Annotated in this window: 19 protein-coding genes and 2 pseudogenes; 6 read left to right on the top strand and 15 right to left on the bottom strand. The window is 70.7% G+C overall.

Features of this window, described 5'->3' with window-relative positions; genetic code table 11:
* Positions 1-149: 149 nt before the first annotated feature.
* From DFR74_RS06105 to DFR74_RS06125, 5 genes are all read right to left on the bottom strand, one after another.
* Positions 150-746 carry a phosphoribosylanthranilate isomerase gene (locus DFR74_RS06105; RefSeq protein ID WP_067502572.1) on the bottom strand — a complete coding sequence of 199 codons (597 nt, stop codon included), beginning with the start codon at positions 744-746 and terminating at the stop codon, positions 150-152.
* A gap of 24 nt (positions 747-770) precedes the next feature.
* The gene (locus DFR74_RS06110; protein WP_067502569.1) at positions 771-1,055 is read right to left on the bottom strand and encodes a hypothetical protein; all 285 of its coding nucleotides are present in this window, start codon (positions 1,053-1,055) and stop codon (positions 771-773) included.
* Positions 1,056-1,123: 68 nt separating this feature from the next.
* Positions 1,124-1,873, bottom strand: a complete 750-nt coding sequence (locus DFR74_RS06115; RefSeq protein ID WP_067502566.1) for an LGFP repeat-containing protein — start codon at positions 1,871-1,873, stop codon at positions 1,124-1,126.
* Between the two features lie 82 nt (positions 1,874-1,955).
* A complete protein-coding gene (locus DFR74_RS06120) occupies positions 1,956-2,294 on the bottom strand; it encodes a hypothetical protein (RefSeq protein WP_067502563.1) in 339 nt (112 codons plus the stop codon).
* Between the two features lie 102 nt (positions 2,295-2,396).
* On the bottom strand, positions 2,397-3,395 hold the full coding sequence (locus DFR74_RS06125) for an Acg family FMN-binding oxidoreductase (RefSeq protein WP_067502561.1): 999 nt from the start codon (positions 3,393-3,395) through the stop codon (positions 2,397-2,399).
* Positions 3,396-3,839: 444 nt separating this feature from the next.
* Between DFR74_RS06125 and DFR74_RS06130 the strand changes: the two genes are divergently transcribed.
* Positions 3,840-4,580, top strand: a complete 741-nt coding sequence (locus DFR74_RS06130) for a pirin family protein (protein ID WP_067502558.1) — start codon at positions 3,840-3,842, stop codon at positions 4,578-4,580.
* Between the two features lie 26 nt (positions 4,581-4,606).
* On the opposite strand, the gene DFR74_RS06135 is transcribed toward DFR74_RS06130, so the two are convergent.
* Together DFR74_RS06135 and DFR74_RS06140 are read right to left on the bottom strand one after the other, a co-directional pair.
* Entirely contained in the window at positions 4,607-4,960 is a 354-nt protein-coding gene (locus tag DFR74_RS06135; protein WP_067502553.1) for a hypothetical protein, read from the bottom strand.
* 60 nt (positions 4,961-5,020) lie between these two features.
* Positions 5,021-5,869 (bottom strand): SAM-dependent methyltransferase, encoded by an 849-nt coding sequence (locus DFR74_RS06140; protein WP_067502550.1) that lies wholly within the window; start codon positions 5,867-5,869, stop codon positions 5,021-5,023.
* Positions 5,870-6,297: 428 nt separating this feature from the next.
* Between DFR74_RS06140 and DFR74_RS06145 the strand changes: the two genes are divergently transcribed.
* Together DFR74_RS06145 and DFR74_RS06150 are read left to right on the top strand one after the other, a co-directional pair.
* A complete protein-coding gene (locus DFR74_RS06145; protein ID WP_067502626.1) occupies positions 6,298-6,579 on the top strand; it encodes a hypothetical protein in 282 nt (93 codons plus the stop codon).
* A 129-nt stretch (positions 6,580-6,708) separates the two neighbouring features.
* Positions 6,709-7,125, top strand: a complete 417-nt coding sequence (locus tag DFR74_RS06150; protein ID WP_067502547.1) for an organic hydroperoxide resistance protein — start codon at positions 6,709-6,711, stop codon at positions 7,123-7,125.
* Positions 7,126-7,284: 159 nt separating this feature from the next.
* On the opposite strand, the gene DFR74_RS35290 is transcribed toward DFR74_RS06150, so the two are convergent.
* The 8 genes and pseudogenes from DFR74_RS35290 to DFR74_RS06185 form a co-directional block, all read right to left on the bottom strand.
* Positions 7,285-7,494, bottom strand: a complete 210-nt coding sequence (locus tag DFR74_RS35290; RefSeq protein ID WP_147265750.1) for a hypothetical protein — start codon at positions 7,492-7,494, stop codon at positions 7,285-7,287.
* A gap of 5 nt (positions 7,495-7,499) precedes the next feature.
* A pseudogene (locus DFR74_RS06155) lies at positions 7,500-8,838 on the bottom strand (FAD-binding protein); the annotation flags it as partial.
* Positions 8,745-9,002 (bottom strand): ATP-binding cassette domain-containing protein, encoded by a 258-nt coding sequence (locus DFR74_RS36590; RefSeq protein WP_195124134.1) that lies wholly within the window; start codon positions 9,000-9,002, stop codon positions 8,745-8,747. The gene DFR74_RS36590 and the pseudogene DFR74_RS06155, both read right to left, overlap by 94 nt.
* A pseudogene (locus DFR74_RS06165) lies at positions 8,999-9,683 on the bottom strand (ABC transporter permease); the annotation flags it as partial. The gene DFR74_RS36590 and the pseudogene DFR74_RS06165, both read right to left, overlap by 4 nt.
* Before the next feature lie 121 nt (positions 9,684-9,804).
* The gene (locus DFR74_RS06170; RefSeq protein ID WP_067502545.1) at positions 9,805-11,601 is read right to left on the bottom strand and encodes an acyl-CoA dehydrogenase; all 1,797 of its coding nucleotides are present in this window, start codon (positions 11,599-11,601) and stop codon (positions 9,805-9,807) included.
* Positions 11,602-11,731: 130 nt separating this feature from the next.
* Positions 11,732-13,564 (bottom strand): adenylyl-sulfate kinase, encoded by a 1,833-nt coding sequence (cysC, locus tag DFR74_RS06175; RefSeq protein ID WP_067502542.1) that lies wholly within the window; start codon positions 13,562-13,564, stop codon positions 11,732-11,734.
* Positions 13,564-14,496: a sulfate adenylyltransferase subunit CysD gene (gene cysD, locus DFR74_RS06180; protein WP_067502539.1), complete on the bottom strand. Its 933-nt coding sequence runs from the start codon at positions 14,494-14,496 to the stop codon at positions 13,564-13,566. The genes cysC and cysD overlap by 1 nt, the downstream gene beginning before the upstream one ends.
* 25 nt (positions 14,497-14,521) lie before the next feature.
* On the bottom strand, positions 14,522-15,406 hold the full coding sequence (locus DFR74_RS06185; RefSeq protein WP_067502623.1) for a helix-turn-helix domain-containing protein: 885 nt from the start codon (positions 15,404-15,406) through the stop codon (positions 14,522-14,524).
* An 83-nt stretch (positions 15,407-15,489) separates the two neighbouring features.
* Here DFR74_RS06185 and DFR74_RS06190 point away from each other — a divergent pair, with 83 nt between their 5' ends.
* From DFR74_RS06190 to DFR74_RS06200, 3 genes are read left to right on the top strand one after another with little or no spacing between them, the layout of a single operon-like run.
* On the top strand, positions 15,490-16,653 hold the full coding sequence (locus tag DFR74_RS06190; RefSeq protein WP_067502620.1) for a hypothetical protein: 1,164 nt from the start codon (positions 15,490-15,492) through the stop codon (positions 16,651-16,653).
* The gene (locus tag DFR74_RS06195) at positions 16,653-17,429 is read left to right on the top strand and encodes an SDR family oxidoreductase (protein WP_067502536.1); all 777 of its coding nucleotides are present in this window, start codon (positions 16,653-16,655) and stop codon (positions 17,427-17,429) included. The genes DFR74_RS06190 and DFR74_RS06195 overlap by 1 nt, the downstream gene beginning before the upstream one ends.
* A gap of 17 nt (positions 17,430-17,446) precedes the next feature.
* On the top strand, positions 17,447-18,610 hold the full coding sequence (locus DFR74_RS06200) for a sulfotransferase family protein (protein ID WP_067502534.1): 1,164 nt from the start codon (positions 17,447-17,449) through the stop codon (positions 18,608-18,610).
* Positions 18,611-18,735: the final 125 nt, after the last annotated feature.

The following is an 18,735-nucleotide window of genomic DNA, read 5'->3' on the forward strand; positions in this document are numbered from 1 at the left end:
TGCACCTCCGGCGGGACGGAGCCGATCGGGTCGCCGGTGCGGCACGCGCGGGTCGGCGGAGAACGCCATCTTCTCCGAAGCGGCGAGCTCGCGCAGTGTGACGACCGGGGCGGCGGCGGGCTCGTCCGTCGCCGCACCGGCCACCCCGATCAGGCGGAGCGGGCCGCCGCTACGAAGGCGCGCATACGGCCGAGATCTTTGACGCCGCGGGTGGATTCGATGCCGCTGGAGACGTCGACGCCCCACGGGCGGGCTTCGGCGATGGCCTCGGCGACGTTGTCGGGGCCGAGGCCGCCGGCGAGGAGCCAGTGGCCCTCGGGGCGGGCGGTGAGGGTCGAGAGGTCCCAGCGGCGGCCGGAACCGGCGTCGGGGGAGTCGAGCAGGAGCATGTCCTCGCCGAAGGCACCGACAGTCACGTCCGTGTCGGGCGTCAGGGCGACGGCGCGGAGCAGCCGCAGGCCGGTGTCGGCCAGGTCGGCGAAGGCCTGTTTGTCGTAGGCGCCGTGCAGCTGGATGGCGCCGACGCCCGACTCGAGCGCGACGCGGCGCACCTCCTCGGGAGGCATTCCCGCGAACACGCCGACGGTCAGCACGGACGAAGGCACCTCGCGCACCAGCGCACGCGCGGCGGCCGGTTCGATCCGGCGCACGCTCTGGGCGAACACGAATCCCACAGCGTCGGCGCCCGCCGTCACGGCCACCTCGACCTGCTCCCCGGTGCGCAACCCGCACAGCTTGACGTACATGCCGGTCACGCTAACAGCGGGCGCTCACGCGCCGTTCGTCGCCGTCCACACCAGCAGCGCCATGAACAGCGCGAACACGCCGAGCACCCCGCCGATCACGGCGTCCTTCCCGTTGGTGGCCTCACCCCGGTCGGCCCGCAGCCATCCGACCGAGCCGGTGAGCACGGCGCCGACGGCGGCGGGCGCGGCCAGGATCTCGCTGACGAACGGGATGAACGAGAACGCGGCGGCGAAGATCCCCAGGACCAGCGCCGTCAGCCCCATGCCGTTGCGCGGCCGGGGCCTCCCGTTCTCGAATTCGGGCGACATGACGCCCAGTATCGTCCCGTCGCCACGCCCGCGCGCACCGACATGGCGGCGATCACCGAACGGACCGCTCAGGGCTGCCAGGTGATGCGGCCGCCCTGGAAGTCCTGCGCCTTGCCGCCCTGGTAGTCGTACTCGTCGCTGGTGGGGTAGCCGTAGCGGCCGTTCTCGGCGCCCGCGCGGGCCCAGTCGTCGCGGATCGAACCCCAGACGGCGTGCGCGCCGGTGGACGGCGACCAGTAGATCGCGCCGCCGGGGAAGAGGTTGTAGCGGCCGTTGTTCTTGCTGGCGGCCTCGCTGCTGATGGGGAAGCCGAGGGGACCGCCCTCCCAGCCGAGCTGGCCCCACTTGTCGCGGATCTGGCCGCCGATGTAGGCGGCGCCGGTGCCGACGGACCAGTAGATGGATCCGCCCTGGAAGTGGTTGAAGCGGCCGGTGTTTCCGGGGGTGCCCTGTTCGCGGGTCACCGGATAGCCGAGGACGCCGCCCTCCGCACCGAATTCGTTCCACTTGTCGCGGATGGAGCCGTTCACGCTCTGCGCGCCGGTGTCGGGATGCCAGTAGATGGCGGCGTTGCGCTCGAACACCTGGTGGCGGCCGCCGCGCGCGGCGTCGAGTTCGGGGGTGACGGGGTTGCCGAAGACCGCGCCGCCGCCGGCCTGGTCGTATTCGACCTCGATCGCGCCGCCGACCTCGTGGTCGCCGATGGGGCGCGCGGTGGCCGCGCCGACGCCCGCGCTGAGCAGCAGCGCGAGGGCGGTGGTCGCGACCGCGCCGCGGCGGGTCGTGGACGGGCGGACGGTGCTGCGGTGCCGGGCCAAGAGAACTCCCTGACGGATAGGTGGATGGGCGGCCGCGGGCATGGGCACGGCCGTGACATGCGATTTCAGCCTAACGGGCGGATCAGCCGCCCGGGTTGAGCCACTGACCGACGGGCATCGGCGGCAGCGCGCGGACCGCGGCCATGATCGGCGCGCACAGCGGGTTGCCGCCGCCGGGACCCCAGGAGGTGGAGCACACGTGGTTGCCGAGCTTGTCGTAGTGGGACGAGACACCCTTGTACGACCAGGTCAGGCCGTCCTCGGACGGGCTCCACGGACACTGGTTCTGCGCCACGCCCTTGCAGGGCCCCTCGACGCCCCACGGGCCGACCGGATAGGCCGAGGCGCCCGGGGCCAGGCCCAGGGTGAGCAGGCCTGCGGCGGCCGCGCCGAGTGTGACGCGCTTCATCGCTGTTCTCACGGGGCTTCCCTTCGACTGGAGCTGCGTGCCGATGTCGTCAGGTGTTCGACACCGGGACCATCGGTCCCGGACGCGCGATCGTTAGCGGAGGTCGCGAACGGTTCAGCGGGTTGCGAGGTAGTCGGTCACCGTGCGGCGCGGCGTCGGCGGTGTGGGTTCGGGCGGTGGAGCGGCGCCGATCCGCACCACGACCTGCGGCGCGCGGCCGTCCGGCAGCAGGCCCGCGAGGATGCGCCGCGCGGCGGGTAGCTCGGTGATATGGGTCAGCGGACAGGTCCCGAACCCGGCCGCGGTGGCGGCGAGCAGGACCGCCGAGAGCGCCTCGCCGGTGCGCAACCACTGTTCCGGGGAATCGCCGGTCGAACTCAGGGCGATCAACCGGGCGTGATCCACCTCGGCGCCCGCCGGACGCGCCGGGCCGGGCGGGGTGGGGAAGTCGCGGCGGACCGGCACGCGCTCGGCCTGCCCGGCCGGGGTCAGCGCCGTGGGCGGAATGCCCTCCGGCAGATCGAAATTACCTGTCCACCACCGGAGTTCGCTCTGGTAGGGCTGGTCGAAGCGGCGCAGCGCCGCGGCCTGGCCGGAGGCCGCGGCCAACCGGTCGGACGCCGACTCGGGCAACTCGTCCACCGCGATGCCGGTGCCCGCGGCGGCCTCGGTCAGCTCGGGCAGCGCCCGCTCCCACCCGGGTGGCGCGGCCATCGGCGGGCGGAAGGATCGCCGCGCGCCGATCGCACCCGCCAGCGCCACCACCCGCTCACCCGGGGCGAGCACCGGCTGGAAGGTGAGGGTGGCGAGGAGGTCGGGCTGGTCCGGATCGGGCAGCCGGTCGACGTCGGCGTGCCAGCCGCGCACCTCGAACGCCATTTCCAGGTGGTGGAGCAGCGCGCCGCAGCTGATCACGCGCTGGCGCCCGCTCGGGTCGGCCATGGGCAGCAACCGCTCCGGATCGCTGGACAGGTGCAGGCGCGTTCCGTCGAAGAACAGGCGCCAGGGCTGGGAATTGTGCAGCGACGGCGCGCGGCCCGCGGCGCGCGCGACGGCGGTGACCGTCGAGAGGTCCGGTGCTCCGGCTCCGGCGGCGATGTCATCTGCGGTCATGCCTATCGAGTATGGCACTGTCCGCGCCCGCCGCCCCGCGATTCGAGGCGTCCGCTCCGGTGCGCGATTGCGCGGCGGTCGCTGGGACTATGGAATCAATTCGCCGCCACGCCGTCGCGAAGATTGCCTTGGTGCCGATAGTTACCCAGGCTTAGCGCCTATGTCGTGCCCCGCGTGCTCGTGGTCCTCGCCGATGGTGGTGTCCTCCCATGGATCGGTTCGTTATCTGCGTTGTGTCTGCGGGACGTGGTTGGTGCAGCACGGGGGAGGCGTGGACATCGTCACCGGTCGCGCCGCGCTCGCGGACGCCGACGAGGCCGAACACCTCGAGCTGATCCCGTTGCCGGACGAGTGAGCCCGGGAGTGGCGACGCCCACCACCGGGGAATAGCGAACCCGTAGCGGCGCTTCTATCGGCGGGAGGGCCGAGCCGGAGGAGTGGACGATGACGCCGACACCGCGGGTGCGCGTGGTGCGCGCCGACGAGCGCGCGCACTGGTGGAACGAGTGGCTGGACTCGCGGCAGTCGTTCCCGGCCACCGGCAACTTCGATCTCGCGGCCAACGCGCACGGCCTGCTGCTCGTCCACAACGAGGACGTCGTCGGCCCGGGGGAGGGTTTCGACACGCACCAGCACCGTGACATGGAGATCGTCACGTGGGTGCTGGAAGGTTCTGTGGTGCACCAGGATTCGGCGGGCAACTCCGGCGTGATCCACCCGGGCCTGGCGCAGCGGATGAGCGCGGGCACCGGCATCCGGCACTCGGAGAAGAACGGCGCGGCCTACACCGAACGCGAGCACCTGCGCGTCGTGCAGATGTGGGTGCCGCCCACCGAATACGGTGCGCGCCCCGGATATCAGGAATCCGACGTCGATACCGCGCTGCGGGGCGATGCGCTGGTGCCCATCGCGTCCGGGTTGCCGCGTGACCGCGCCACCACCGCGATCACGCTGGGCAACCGCCACGCGGCCCTGCACGTCGCGCGCCTGGACGCGGGCCGCTCGGTCACGATACCCGACGCGCCCTACGGCCACGTGTTCCTCGCCAGGGGCGCGGTCGATTTCGAGGGTCACGGCGCGCTGGCACAGGGTGACGCCGTGCGCCTCACCGCGACCGGCGGGCACCGGATCACCGCCACCGATCCCGCCGAAGTGCTGGTGTGGGAGATGCACGCGGCGGCCTGAGCCCTGACTCGGAGTCCGTCCGGCGCCTAGGACCCGGCGGTGCCGCCGCCGATGGCCAGGTAGAACACCATGAGCACGAGCAGGAACCAGCCAGCGCCCTGCCAGATCGGCCACGCGCCGCCGCGGCGCAGGGTGCGCACGGTGAGCACGAACGCGCCGATCCCGCCCGCCAGCAGGACCAGTCCCGGTCCCAGCACGACGGCGAGCCGCGCGGGCGTATCGCACAGGATCGGCCCGTCCAGGCAGACGTCGCGGCGGGCCGCCCAGACCATCGTGACGGCCGCGACCAGCGCCGCGACCGCGATCACGCCGAGGTCGTAGCGGACCGCCCGGCGGAACGTCCCGGGCTCGGACCAGCGCTTCTCGACATCGTCGACCATTCGGATCACCTCCGCTCGCGTGGATGTCGGCCCACCGCCGAGTCTACGGATCCCGGTGGCTCAGGGTTTGCGGGCGACGCCCGCCCAGTACCAGGCCGAGGTCGCCTCGGCGGGCGCGTCGGCGCCCCGCTCGGCGAGATCGGGCCGCCAGGTGACCACGGGCACCACGCCCGGATCCACCAGATCGGTTCCGGCGAACAGGTTTTCGGTCTCGGCGCGGCTGCGCGGCCGGAACGGAATGCCCGCGCTCTCGGCCGACTCCACCACGCGGGCCATGGCGCGCGCGTCGAAATCGGCGGTGGGGTGCGTGATCACCAGGTAGCTGCCCGAGGGCACCGCGTCCAGCAGCGCGCGCACCTTGGCGGCGGGATCGTCCTCGTCGCGGAAGTACATCAGGATAGCGACCAGCATGATCGCGACGGGCCGTTCGGTGTCGAGGGTGGCGGGCAGCGCCGGATCGCCCAGCAGGGCGCCCGGATCGTGCAGGTCGGCGTGGATGAACGCGGTGCGCCCCTGGCCGGTGCTGCTCATCAGGGCGCGGGCGTGGGCCAGCACGATCGGGTCGTTGTCCACGTACACCACGCGCGCCGCCGGATCGTGCCGCTGGGCGACCTCGTGGGTGTTGCCCGCGGTGGGGATGCCGGTGCCGACATCGAGGAACTGATCGATGCCCGCCTCCTGGACCAGGTAGCGCACCGCCCGGCCCAGGAAGGCCCGGTTGGCGCGGGCCATGGTGCGGATGGCGGGGACGTGCGTGGCGATCACGTCGCCGAGCGCGCGGTCGGCCGGGTAGTTGTCCTTGCCGCCGAGCCAGTAGTCGTAGACGCGCGCCTCGTGGGCGACGCTGGTGTCGATCCGGGCGGTCGTGCCCTGATCGGCCGGGCCGCGCTGGGCTCCGTTGTCCGGCATGACGTTTCCCCTTCGCGGCGCCCGGGTGCGCGGGTGGCCGCCGGTGCTGAGATCTGCGCGCTCAGCTTAGTCCAGCGAACACCCGGCACGCGGCGATTCCGCGAACCGAGAGGCGGGCATCGCGCGGTCCGTCCGGCGTCGCGGGCCGAGCGGCGGGCACCGCGCGGCGCCGCGGCTACTCGACGACCCCGGTACGTCCCCGCGAGCGGGCCGAATGCGGCGATGACGCCGCGAATCCCGGGTTCGGGCCCCGCTTCGGACATGCACTCGGCAGTGTGGGTCGAGACCCGAAATATCCGGTGTGTCGGGTACATCCCCTCCCGGCGGTGCGATTCAATCGATGGGTTGCACTCTTGTTCCTCGCAGTAACGCGCTCTGTGTGAAGACGAATCCCAGCATCACCTCGGCATCCGTGAAGGAGCATGACAGTGAGCACCATTCTCTGCGCGCTACACGACACCGTCCTCGCGCAGGTCAGCAACCCGTCACCGGAAGCGCCGCCATTGGCGGACAAGCTCATGCAGATGGGCCGGTATTTCACCTGGCTCGTCCAGTTGTCCGGGATCACCGCGATCACCTACGGCGGCGGTCGTTTCGCCTGGGAGAAGTGGAGCGGCGGTGGACTCCAGTCCCCGAAGATGGTGGCCAGCGCGATGGCGGGCGGTGCGGTCGCCACCAGCGCGGGCACCATCATGAACGCGGTCATCTAGCGCGGTCCGAGGCCGCGCACCACGGGGTCACCCGCGGTGTGCGGCCTCTTTCACACCCAATAATAGTTGTGCACAATTTAGTTGCTCGCTACTGTTCTTGATGGAGTCATCCCGAGGGAAGGAACAACCATGAACATCCTGTACACCGCCGAGGCCACCGCGACGGGCGCCGGGCGCGGCGGCTACGTCCGATCCTCCGACGCCGCACTGGATCTCGCGCTGAGCGTGCCGAAGGGGCTCGGCGGCGCGGGCGGTGCGGGCACCAACCCCGAGCAGCTGTTCGCGGCCGGCTACGCGGCCTGCTTCCACAGCGCCTTGCAACTCGTCGCGCGTCAGCGCAAGGTCGCGATCGCGGATTCCTCGGTCACCGGGTCCGTCGGCATCGGATCGAACGGACAGGGATTCGGCCTGGCCGTCACCCTCACCGTCGACCTGCCGGGCCTCGAGCACGACGCGGCGCGCGAGCTGGTGGAGGCGGCGCACCAGGTGTGCCCGTACTCCAACGCGACGCGCGGGAACATCGACGTGGACCTGGTCGTCGCCTGAGTCCGGCGGGCGCGGGTGGTCAGGGCGGCGGGGTCCCACGGTCCCGTCGCACCCCTGCTCAGGTAGCCGGCTCCCGCACGGAGCGAGGGGCGGCCGCGCCCCGCCGGTCGGCCTCCGCGTGATCGGATCGTCGTCGGGAGCCGTCCGGGGCCGGAACCGTCAGGTAGTGCGCGGCCGGTGGAACGGACGCGCGGTGCCACGCCGTCGCGCGGGCGGGTCGGCCAGGTGGTCGCGGCACGCACCGGGCTGCTGTCCTGGCTGCGGCGGGAAGCCGAACCGGTCCGGTCGGTCCTGCGCGCCCGGTGGGCGGCGCGACGTCACCACCCGGCGATAGGCGCACAGGTCACGGGTCGGCACGGTGTCTCTCATGCGTGCACCGCGCGCCTGGCGTAGGCGCGGACGTCGGCGTCGGTGTCGGCGACGGCGCGGGCCAGGGCCGCGCGGGCGTCGTGGTCGTCGCGCCAGGTGGTGAGGGAGAGGACGGCGGCCTTGCGGACGTCGAGGTGGGGGTCGGCCAGGGCTTCGGACAGCACGCCGACCGCGAGTTCGCGGCCCGCGCCCGCCAGTCCGCGCGCGGCGCCGGGTCGTCGTCGGTCAGGTAGGTCGAAAGGTCTTCGGCAGTAGGCGAATCCAGCGCCAGCAGGGTGACCAGCCGGGGCGAGGCGGCGAAACAGGCTCCGTCGGTGCGACGGTCGGTGCGTCGTCGCGCTGCGGCGCACGTCCGGCCCGCACCTGCGGCTGCTCCACCGGGATGATCGTGGGATCGGTGGACGGCACGTCGTCCAATCCGGGCACCGGCACGAGATACGGCGCGACCGGCCGCTCGAGGAACACCATCTCCCCGTCGTCGCCCTTGCGCACGTTCAGGTGATAGCGCCACTCGTGGTCGTCGCGCTCCGGCAGATCGGCCCGATCGTGGTAGAGGCCCCAGCGGGATTCGGTGCGGGTGAGCGAACTGCGCGCGGCCATCTCGGCGCAATCGCGGATGAACGACACCTCCACCGCGCGCATGAGCTCGTGCGGGGTGCGCGCGCCGATGCCGTCGACCTCCGCGCGCATCCGCTCGAACGTCTCCACGGCGATCGACAGCTTCGTGGCCGTCTTCGGCGGCGCCACATAGTCGTTCACGAACCGGCGCAACTTGTACTCGACCTGCGGTTGCGGCGGGCCGTCGGGATGGGTGAGCGGACGGTAGATCAGCTCGTGCGCGGCGGTCAGCTGATCGGCGGGCAATTCGGCGGGCGCGTCGAGCTCGGACAGCGTCGAGGCGGCGTGCGCCCCCGCCAGGTCGCCGTAGACGAACGCGCCGATCATGTAGTTGTGCGGCACGCACGCCAGGTCGCCGGCCGCGTAGAGGCCGGGCACCGTGGTGCGGGCGTGTTCGTCCACCCAGACACCCGAGGCGGAATGCCCACTGCACAAACCGATTTCGGAGATGTGCATCTCGATGTCGTGGGTGCGGTAATCGTGGCCCCGGTAGTCGTGGAAGGTGCCGCGCGTCGGGCGCTCGGTGGTGTGGAGGATGCCCTCCAGCGTCGACAGCGTCTCGTCGGGCAGGTGCGAGACCTTGAGATAGATGGGGCCGCGGGCGGATTCGATCTCCCGCTTGACCTCGGCCATCATCTGCCCCGACCAGTAGTCGCAGTCGACGAACCGGTTGCCTTCGGCGTTGACCTGGTAGCCGCCGAAGGGGTTGGCGACGTAGGCGCAGGCGTCGACTTGCCGCAGCCGGATTTGCCCACCACGACGAGGATTTCGCCGGGCGCGATCTCCAGATCCACGCCCGCCAGCACGGTCGTGCCGCCGTAGGCGATGCCGATCCCGTCCAGCGCGAGGCGCATCCCGCCGGTGGCGGTGGACGCGGTGGTGACGGTCATCGCGTGACTCCTCTCGGCAGCCAGCGTGTGACGCGGCGCCCGGCCAGTTCGACCAATCCCGAAGTGGCGAAACCGAGTACGCCGATGGTGATCATGCCGACGAACACCGCCGGATAGTCCACGATGGTGTAGGCCTGCCAGGTGCGGTAGCCGACGCCGAGGCGCCCCGAGATCATCTCCGCGGAGATGAGGCAGATCCACGCCACCCCGACACCGACCGACAGGCCGCCGAGCACGCCGGGCAGGATGCCGGGAAACACCACCCGCAGCAGCACATCCCGGCGCGAGGCGCCCAGGGTGCGCACCGCGTCCTCCCAGATCGTCGGCAGCGCCCGCACCGCGTGCCTGGTGCTGATCAGCACCGGGAACAGCGAGGCGGTGATGGTGATGGACACGATGCCGGACTCGTCGCTGGGGAACAGCAGGATCGCCACCGGGACCAGCGCGATCGCCGGGATCGGGCGCACCAGTTCGGTGAGCGGGCCGAACGTCTCGGCCAGCAGGGCGGGAGCGGCCCAGGCCGATCCCGGCGACCACGCCCACCACGGCCGCCAGCCCGAACCCGGTGACGATCCGCACCAGCGACTGGGCGACGTCGAGGAGGTACTGATCGGAGCCGAGCTGCTGACCGAACTCGGCGACGATCTCGGTGACGGTCGGCAGGGCGTCGAAACGCAGGCCGGTTACACCGGGTGGATCAGCGCGCTGACCTGGTGGTACGCGGATGGCGGGGGCTATTGCGCCACCCTGCGGGGCGGACCGTGATTTCGATCAGGGCGATTCGAAATACGCGCCGGATCCGTCAGAACCAGGAGTCGCGCATCTCCAGGGTGGTGCGGTCGAGCGAGGCGAGCAGGTCGAGCTGCGGGCCCGTCTTGGGCAGCTCGTAGCGGAAGAAGTAGCGGGCGGCGGCGCGCTTGCCCTCGTAGAACTCGCCCGCACCGTCGGCGGCGGCGAGGGTCTGTTCCAGCCAGATCCACGCGACCACCAGGTGCCCGAACGCCTCGAGGTAGACGGTCGCGTTGGCCATCGCGGCGGCCGGGTCGCCCCCGGCGAACAGCCCGCCGGTGACGGTCAGCAGCCGCTGCCAGGACGCGTCGAGCAGCGCGGCGTGCTCGGCGAGTTCCCCGCCGCGCGCGGTCGCGGCCGCCGTGGTCTCGGCGATGCGGTCGGTCAGCAGTCGCAGCGACGCGCCGTCGTGCTGGATCACCTTGCGCCCCAGCAGATCCAGGCCCTGGATGCCGTGCGTGCCCTCGTGGATCGGGTTGAGCCGGTTGTCCCGGTAGTGCTGTTCGACGTCGTACTCGCGGGTGTAGCCGTAGCCGCCGTGCACCTGGATGGCGAGGCTGTTGGCCTCCAGACACCACTGGGAGGGCCAGCTCTTCGCGACGCCGGTGAGGATTTCCAGCAGCAGCGTGTGGTCGCGGGCCTGCTGCTCGTCGGTGGCCGTGCGGCGCAGGTCGACGAGGCGGTTGCAGTAGAGCAGCAGGCCGAGCGCGCCCTCCACGTAGGCCTTCTGCGCGAGCAGCATGCGTTTGACGTCGGCGTGCTCGATGATCGGGATCTGCGGTGTCGCAGGGTCTTTCGCGGTGAGCGCGCGGCCCTGGGTGCGCTCGCGCGCGTACTGGAGCGACTTGAGGTAGCCGGTGTAGCCGAGCGCCGTGGCGCCGAGGCCGACCCCGAGGCGGGCCTCGTTCATCATGTGGAACATGTACGACAGGCCACGGTGCGGTTCGCCGACCAGGTAGCCCACCGCGCCCGCGGCACCGCCCGGCGTGTGCGTGCCCTCGCCGAAGTTCAGCACCGTGTTGGTGGTGCCGCGGTAGCCCATCTTGTGGTTGAGGCCCGCCAGCGTCACGTCGTTGCGCTCACCGAGCGAACCGTCTTCGCGGACAAGGTATTTCGGCACGACGAACAGGGAGATGCCCTTGGTGCCCGCCGGCCCGCCCGGGATCTTGGCCAGCACCAGGTGCACGATGTTCTCGGTGAGTTCGTGATCGCCGCCCGAGATCCACATCTTCGAGCCGAACACCCGGTAGGTGCCGTCCTCGCGCGGTTCGGCGCGGGTGACGATATCGGCCAGCGACGACCCGGCCTGCGGTTCGGACAGACACATGGTGCCGGTGAACCGGCCCTCGATCATGGGGCGTACGAACCGGTCGACCTGCTCCTCGGTGCCGTGCGCGGCGAGCAGGTTGGCGTTGCCGACGGTGAGGAACAGGTAGCCCGCGGTGCCCACGTTGGCGGCCTGGAACCAGCTGAACCCGGCCGCCTCGACGGTGGCGGGCAGTTGCAGCCCGCCGATGCGCTCGTCCATGCCCGCGCCGACCAGGTTGGCCTTGGCGAACGCCTCGACGGCGGTCTTGACCTCGGGGATGAGCGTCACGCGCGCGCCGTCGAAGGTGGGCTCCTGCGCGTCCGCGCGCTTGTTGTGCGGCGCGAAATACCTGGTCGCGATGTCCTCGCACAGGTCGAGGAATCCGTCGAAGGTCTCCTTGGAGTGTTCGCCGAAGCGGGGGAGCGCGGTGAGCCCTTCCACCCGCAACCACTCGTAGAGCAGGAAATCGAGGTCCCTGCGGGAGATCAGATTCGAGCGCACCGGCCATCCTCTCGCGACGTCACATCCGCCAAGGCCGCCGCTCTCCCGGCGGCCAATTTGATACGTTACTACCGATGTGTCGCGAATGTCACCCTCCGGGGGCGGCCGATCGCGCCGGCCGCCCCGCCGATCAGGCGAGGTCGTCCAGGAGCGGCAGGATGCGCGCGGCCATGGCGGCCGGGTCGCCGTCGGCCGGGCGCAGGACCAGGTCCGGGGCGGCCGGTTCCTCGTAGGGGGCGTCGATGCCGGTGAAGTCCCGGATCTCGCCCGCCCGCGCCTTGGCGTACAGGCCCTTGGGGTCGCGGGACTCGCAGAGCTCCAGGGGCGTGTCGATGAAGACCTCGAGGAAGGGCAGGCCCGCGGCCTCGTGGGCGGCGCGGGCCCGGTCGCGGTCGGCGCGGTACGGGCTGATGAGCGAAACCACCGCCGTGACACCGGCTTCGGCGAACAGGCGGGCCACCTCGGCGACGCGGCGGATGTTCTCGGCGCGGTCCTCGGGCGCGAAGCCGAGGTCGGCGTTGAGTCCGTGGCGCAGGTTGTCGCCGTCCAGGAGGAACGCCGGGCGGCCCGACGCCACCAGCCTGCGCTCCAATTCGACCGCCACCGTTGACTTCCCGGAGCCCGATAGCCCCGTCAGCCACACCGTCGCCCCGCGCGTGGCGCGCTCTTCGCGCCCGACGGCCGTCGCGTGCCACACCACGCGTGAGGACGGCAGCGTCGGCCCGGTGATCATGCCCGCCGCGACCGTGTTATTGGTGACGTCGTCCACCAGGATGAAGCTGCCGGTTGTGCGGTTGCGCCGGTACGGATCGAACAGCAGCGGCTGGCGGGTGCGCAGCTGCACGCGCCCGATCTGGTTGAGCGACAACGACTCCGCGTGCTCGTCGCGGTGCAGGGTGTTCACGTCGAGCCGGTAGTCGAGGCTGCGCACCTCGGCGGTGGCGGCCCGGGTGGTGTGGCGCAGTGTGTAGGTGTTGCCGGGCGTCAGCGTGGCGTCCTCGGCGAACCAGCACACCATCGCGTCCAGGTCCCGCCCCACCTGCGGCCGGTTCGCGGGGCGGCACAGCAGATCCCCGCGCGCGATGTCGATCTCGTCGGCCAGCTGCATCGTGACCGCCTGCGGCGGAAACGCTTCGGCCACCGGCGCACCGCCCGGCCCCCAGATCGCCGACACCGTGGTGGTGAAACCCGAAGGCAGCACGGCGACTTCGTCCCCGGGCTTGAACACCCCGCCCGCGACCGTCCCGGCGTAACCGCGGAATTCGCTGCCGTGCCTGCGCGTTACGTACTGCACCGGGAACCGCGCGTCGATGAGATTTCGGTCCGAGGCGATGTGCACCTCCTCCAGGTGGTGCAGCAGGGGAGTGCCCTCGTACCACGGCATGCTCGCGCCCCGGTGCACCACATTGTCGCCGTGCAGCGCCGACACCGGCACGAACGTCAGGTCGGACACGTCCAGTTTGGTCGCGAAACCGGCGAACTCCTCGCGGATCTCCTCGAACCGCGCCCGCGACCAGCCCGCCAGATCCATCTTGTTCACGCACAGCACCAGGTGCGCGATGCCCAGCAGGCTCGCCAGGAACGCGTGGCGGCGGGTCTGCTCCACCACGCCCTTGCGCGCGTCCACCAGGATCAGCGCCACGTCGGCGGTGGACGCGCCGGTCACCATGTTGCGCGTGTACTGGATGTGGCCTGGGGTGTCGGCGATGATGAATTTCCGCCTGGGTGTGGCGAAATAGCGGTGTGCGACGTCGATGGTGATGCCCTGTTCGCGTTCGGCGCGCAACCCGTCGGTGAGCAGCGCCAGGTCGGGGTAGTCGTCGCCGCGGTCGCGGCTGGCGCGCTCCACGGCGGCCAGCTGGTCGGCGAAGATCGTCTTGGAGTCGTAGAGCAGGCGGCCGATGAGCGTCGATTTGCCGTCGTCGACGCTGCCCGCGGTGGCCAGGCGCAGCAGGGTGGTCATCAGAAGTACCCTTCTCGTTTGCGATCTTCCATGCCCGCCTCGGAGATGCGGTCGTCGGCGCGGGTGGCGCCGCGTTCGGTGACGCGGGCCGCCGCGACCTCGGCCACCACCTCCTCGGGGCTGGCCGCCGCGGATTCCACGCACCCGGTGCACGTCGCGTCGCCGACCGTGCGGAACCGCACGGTGGCCTCGTAGGGTTGCTCGCCCGGCAGCAGCGTCAGGAACCTGGTGTGCGCCAACAGCATTCCGTCGCGCTGCACCACCTCGCGGCGGTGCGCGTAGTACAGCGGCGGCAGCTCGATGCCCTCGGCCGCGATGTAGCCCCAGATGTCGAGCTCGGTCCAGTTCGACAGCGGGAACACCCGGATGTGCTCCCCGGGCCGGTGCCTGCCGTTGTACAGATTCCACAGTTCGGGCCGCTGCGCGCGCGGCTCCCACTGCCCGTACTCGTCACGGAAGCTGAACACCCGCTCCTTGGCGCGCGCCTTCTCCTCGTCGCGGCGCGCGCCGCCGAACACCGCGTCGAACCCGCCCTCCCGGATCGTGCGCAGCAGCGTCGCGGTCTGGAGGCGGTTGCGCGAGGCGCGCGGCCCGGTGTCCTCCACGACGCGGCCCGCGTCGATGTCGTCCTGCACCCGCCCGACGATCAGGCGCAGGCCGAGGCGTTCGACGGTGCGGTCGCGGTACTCGACGACCTCGTCGAAGTTGTGCCCGGTGTCGATGTGCAGCACGGGGAACGGCAGCGGCGCGGGCCAGAAGGCCTTGGCCGCCAGGTGCAGCATCACCACCGAGTCCTTGCCGCCGGAGAACAGCAGCACCGGACGCTCGAATGTCGCTGCCACTTCACGGAATATGTGTGCCGACTCGGCCTCGAGCGCGTCCAGGTGGGGTAGCTCGTAGGTGCTCGCCGTCGACTTTGCGTACTGGCTCACGGATCAAAACTAGAACACGTTTCGATCATCGGTCAACGGGTGCCCGTCCGCCGCTGGCCCGCGTCACCGCGTCGGCCGCCGCCATCAGCGCCGCGCCGCGCCGGGCGATCTCGGCTCCCGTGATGGCGGCGCCGACGTACATGGTGAGGATCATGTTCTGCCTGCCGTCGCCGCCGTAGGTGGGGGCGGCGAGCAGGCTCACCGGATGCTCCTTGCGCGGGCGCAGATCCGCGCCGAGGTAGACCCGCTCGCCCAGGCTGCTGACCAGTTCGCCGACGAGTTCGCGCAGCTCGTCGGGCAGATCGCGGTCGGCGACGCCGGCCAGCAGCGAGTAGAGCCGCCGGCCCGCGCCGGTCATACTCTCGATGAGGTAGCCGCGCGCCCGGCATTCCGCGACGACCTGGCGCAGGCGCGTCTCGTCCTGGCGCAGCGGCACGGTCGACGGGGTCGCCAGCCACGCGTCGAGGGCGGCGTCGGTGTCCCACAGCACGTACATCAATCCGACCGGCGGCGCGAAATGGTAGGACGCGCCCACCTTCACCATGCCGGGCCCGGTGCTCTCCAGTACCGAGATCCGGTCGCCGACCACGGCCGACGCGGTGCAGGTGGTGCGGTATTTCGCGCTGAGTTCGGCCAGTTCGCCGCGCGCGATGGCCGAGATGGCGAACCCCTCCTGGGCCACCCGGCCCGCGGCGATGAGCGCGGGCCCGAGGCCGTAGGTGTGGGTGTGCGGGTCGCGGACCAGATACCCGGCGGCGGTGAGCTCGGTGAGAATGCCCAGGCAGGTGGGCTTGGCCATGTCCAGCTCGCGGGCCAGCTCGGACAGGCCGTAGCGCTTGCCCCCGCGCTCGACGAGGAAATCCAGCAGCTGGACCACCCGCTGCGTGGGGGCGGATCGGCGCGCGACCATGGACAACTCCTAGAACACGTTCTAATCTGACTCGTATCGAAATGTACCAGAGCGGTACATATTTGGACCAGCAGGAGAAGCCTTTGCTGACCGCACCGTTCGCGGACGCGATCGCCGCCGCCGAGCAGCTCATCACCGCGGCCCCCCACGTGCAGACCGAGCAGGATCTGGTGGAGGGCTACGACTACCTGGCGGGCAGCATCCGCGCCTCGCTCCAGATGGCGTGGGCCTACGAGCGGGACTTCCCGTTCTTCGTCCAGTCCACGGGCCCGTACACCAAGATGGGCCTGGACAACCCCGACACCCTGTACTTCCACTCCTACCTGCGCCCGGACGCCGAATACGTGGTGACCGGCCGCCGGGGCACCACCCGCGACCTGAGCTTCCAGGTGCTCAACGGCGACTACTCGCCGGTCGACGTGCCCGACAGTCACACCGCCTTCGACGACCGGGAACTCGACATCGCCGCCGACGGCTCCTTCGAACTGCGCCTCGGTCCGGGCGAGCCGCGGCGCGGTTACGTCCACCTCGCGCCCGATTCGGCGATGCTCGTGGTGCGCGAGGTGTTCAGCGACTGGGCCACCGAGCGCCCCGGACAGTTGCGCATCCAGCGTGTGGACCGGGTCGGTGACGCGCCCCCGCCGCTCACCCGGGATCTGCTCACGAAGCGCTACGGCGTGGCGGGCAAGATGCTCGTCTCGCGGATCCAGACCTTCCTGGCGTTCCCGAAGTGGTTCTACCTGAACCTGCCGGTGAACACGATGACCGAACCGCGCCCCACCCCGGGCGGGCTGGCCACCCAGTTCTCCTCGGTGGGGCACTACGACCTGGCCGACGAGCAGGCCATGATCATCACGGTCCCGAAGTCCGACGCGCCGTACCAGGGCTTCCAGCTCGGCAGCATGTGGTACATCTCGCTGGACTACCTCAACCACCAGACCAGCCTCACCGCCGACCAGGCGCGCGTCGACCCCGACGGCATGATCCGCCTGGTGGTGAGCGAACGGAATCCCGGTCTGGCCAACTGGATCGAGCGCACCGGCCACGCGCGCGGCTATCTCCAGTTCCGGTGGCAGCGGCTCTCGCGCGATCTGAAACCCGAGGACGGGCCGGCGGTCGAGATCGTCGACGTGAGCGAATTGCCCGCCCGGTTGCCGTATTACGAGGACGCCAGGGTGACGCCGGAGGAATGGAAGGCGCGGATCGCGGCGCGCCAGGTCGCCGTGGCGGAGAGGATGCTCGGCTGATGTTGTTGCAGGACAAGGTCGTTGTGGTGTCGGGCGTCGGCCCGGGTCTCGGGCGGGCCATCGCGGTGCAGAGCGCGAAGGCCGGTGCGGACGTGGTGCTGGCCTCGCGCACCGAATCGCGGCTCACCGAAGTCGCCAAGGAGATCGCCGAACTCGGCAGGCGGGCGGTGGTGGTGCCCACCGATATCAACGACGAGGACGCGGTGGGGCATCTGGTGGAGACCGCGACCGGTGCGTTCGGGCGCGTGGACACCCTGGTGAACAACGCGTTCGCCATCCCGCCCATCACCGATCTGGCCGTGGTGGATCTCGACCAGGTGCGGGCCGGTTTCGAGACCAACGTGCTCGCCGCGCTGCGCCTCACCAGGTTGTTCGTCCCGGCGCTCACCGAGACGAAAGGCTCGGTGGTGATGATCAATTCGGCGGTGCTGCGGCATTCGCGGCGCACCTTCGGCCCCTACAAGATGGCCAAGGCCAGCCTGCTGGCGCTCGCGCAGAGCCTGGCCACCGAGCTGGGGCCCCAAGGCATTCGGGTGAATTCGGTGGCGCCCGGCTACATCTGGGCCGACAACCTCAAGTGGTATTTCAACTACCTCGCCAAGGAGCGCGGGGTGACGCCCGAGGAGATCTACGCCGAGACCGCGAAGACCATCGATCTGCGCAAACTGCCCGAACCCGACGAGATCGCCGACGCGGTGGTGTTCTTCGCCTCGTCGCTGGCGCGCGCGATCACCGGGGCCTGCCTGGATGTCAACGGCGGCGAGTACCACCACTGATGAGGAGACAGCACGACATGATCGGCAGGGACGACGTCGGCACGGTCGACGATCTGCACGCCTCGGCCACGAAAGTGGTGGGGCTGGACGATTTCGGCGCCGACGACTACCGCGAGGGGCTGGGCGTGCTGCTCGACTCCTACGCGAAGGAAGCCGAGCTCACGCCGTTCGGCAACAAGATCACTCGCGCGTTCCTGCGCGGTGCGCTCATCGCCCGCCTGCTCAGCGAGCACGCGTGGAAACAGCATCCCGACCACGAACAGGTGGCCATCGAGCGGCCGATCTTCGTCACCGGGTTGCCCCGGTCGGGCACCACGGCCGTGCACCGGCTGCTCAACGCCGACCCGGCGCACCAGGGCTTGGAGATGTGGCTGACCGAGATGCCGCAGCCGCGCCCGCCGCGCGAGACCTGGCCGGGCAACCCGGTGTACCAGCGGATCGAGGCCGCGTTCGAGCAGCACCACGTGGAGCATCCCGAGTTCATGGGCGTGCACCACATCTCCGCCGACCAGGTGGAGGAGTGCTGGCAGTTGCTGCGCCAGTCGGCGATGTCGGTGTCCTACGAATGCCTGGCGTACCTGCCCGGCTATTCGGAGTGGCTGGCCGGGCGCGACTGGACCGGCGCCTACCGCAGGCACCGGCGCAACCTGCAATTGATCGGCCTGCCCGACGCCGGGAAGCGGTGGGTGCTGAAGAACCCGAGCCACCTGTTCGCGCTGGACGCGATCTTCGAGGTGTATCCGGACGCGCTGGTCATCCAGATGCACCGTGACCCGCGCACCATCATCGCCTCGGTGTGCAGCCTGAACGAGCAGGCGTCGGCGGGCTGGTCGGAGAAGTTCCGCGGGCCGGTGGTGGGCAGCACGCAGCTGGACCTGTGGGCGCGCGGCGCCGAGCGCTTCCGGCGCGATCGGGCGCGCCACGATCCGTCGCGATTCGCCGATGTGTACTACGACGATTTCGTGGCCGATCCCCTCGGTGCGGTCGCCGCGATCTACGGGAGGTTCGGGCTGACGCTGAGTCCGGAGGCCGAGCGGGCGATGGCGGCACTGCACGCCGAGAGCACGTCGGGCGCGGCGCGGCCCTCGCATCGGTACACGCTCGATGATTTCGGGCTCACCGCCGATCAGGTGGACGAGCGATTCGGCGAGTACCGGGCGGAGTTCTTCCCGGGGAAGTGAACGCGGCGCGCCGGGCGGTCTGCTGTACCGACCGACGTCTGTTCACGGTCTGCATAGTTGCATCACCTGCAAGAATCGGTGCCGATTCCGCGTGTCCGATACCTGAAAACCGGCTCTGTTCAGGT

The sequence above is a fragment of the Nocardia puris genome (genome assembly GCF_003315035.1).
Classification (GTDB): Bacteria; Actinomycetota; Actinomycetes; order Mycobacteriales; family Mycobacteriaceae; genus Nocardia; species Nocardia puris.

Bases quoted from the DNA above. Each gene is read 5' to 3' on its own strand.
- DFR74_RS06125 (WP_067502561.1), bottom strand. From the start codon at position 3,395: ATGACCGCAGATGACATCGCCGCCGGAGCCGGAGCACCGGACCTCTCG.
- DFR74_RS35290 (WP_147265750.1), bottom strand. From the start codon at position 7,494: ATGAGAGACACCGTGCCGACCCGTGACCTGTGCGCCTATCGCCGGGTG.
- DFR74_RS06105 (WP_067502572.1), bottom strand. From the start codon at position 746: ATGTACGTCAAGCTGTGCGGGTTGCGCACCGGGGAGCAGGTCGAGGTG.
- DFR74_RS06110 (WP_067502569.1), bottom strand. From the start codon at position 1,055: ATGTCGCCCGAATTCGAGAACGGGAGGCCCCGGCCGCGCAACGGCATG.
- DFR74_RS36590 (WP_195124134.1), bottom strand. From the start codon at position 9,002: ATGACCGTCACCACCGCGTCCACCGCCACCGGCGGGATGCGCCTCGCG.
- DFR74_RS06195 (WP_067502536.1), top strand. From the start codon at position 16,653: ATGTTGTTGCAGGACAAGGTCGTTGTGGTGTCGGGCGTCGGCCCGGGT.
- DFR74_RS06200 (WP_067502534.1), top strand. From the start codon at position 17,447: ATGATCGGCAGGGACGACGTCGGCACGGTCGACGATCTGCACGCCTCG.
- DFR74_RS06130 (WP_067502558.1), top strand. From the start codon at position 3,840: ATGACGCCGACACCGCGGGTGCGCGTGGTGCGCGCCGACGAGCGCGCG.
- DFR74_RS06135 (WP_067502553.1), bottom strand. From the start codon at position 4,960: ATGGTCGACGATGTCGAGAAGCGCTGGTCCGAGCCCGGGACGTTCCGC.
- DFR74_RS06150 (WP_067502547.1), top strand. From the start codon at position 6,709: ATGAACATCCTGTACACCGCCGAGGCCACCGCGACGGGCGCCGGGCGC.
- DFR74_RS06185 (WP_067502623.1), bottom strand. From the start codon at position 15,406: ATGGTCGCGCGCCGATCCGCCCCCACGCAGCGGGTGGTCCAGCTGCTG.
- cysC (WP_067502542.1), bottom strand. From the start codon at position 13,564: ATGACCACCCTGCTGCGCCTGGCCACCGCGGGCAGCGTCGACGACGGC.
- DFR74_RS06140 (WP_067502550.1), bottom strand. From the start codon at position 5,869: ATGCCGGACAACGGAGCCCAGCGCGGCCCGGCCGATCAGGGCACGACC.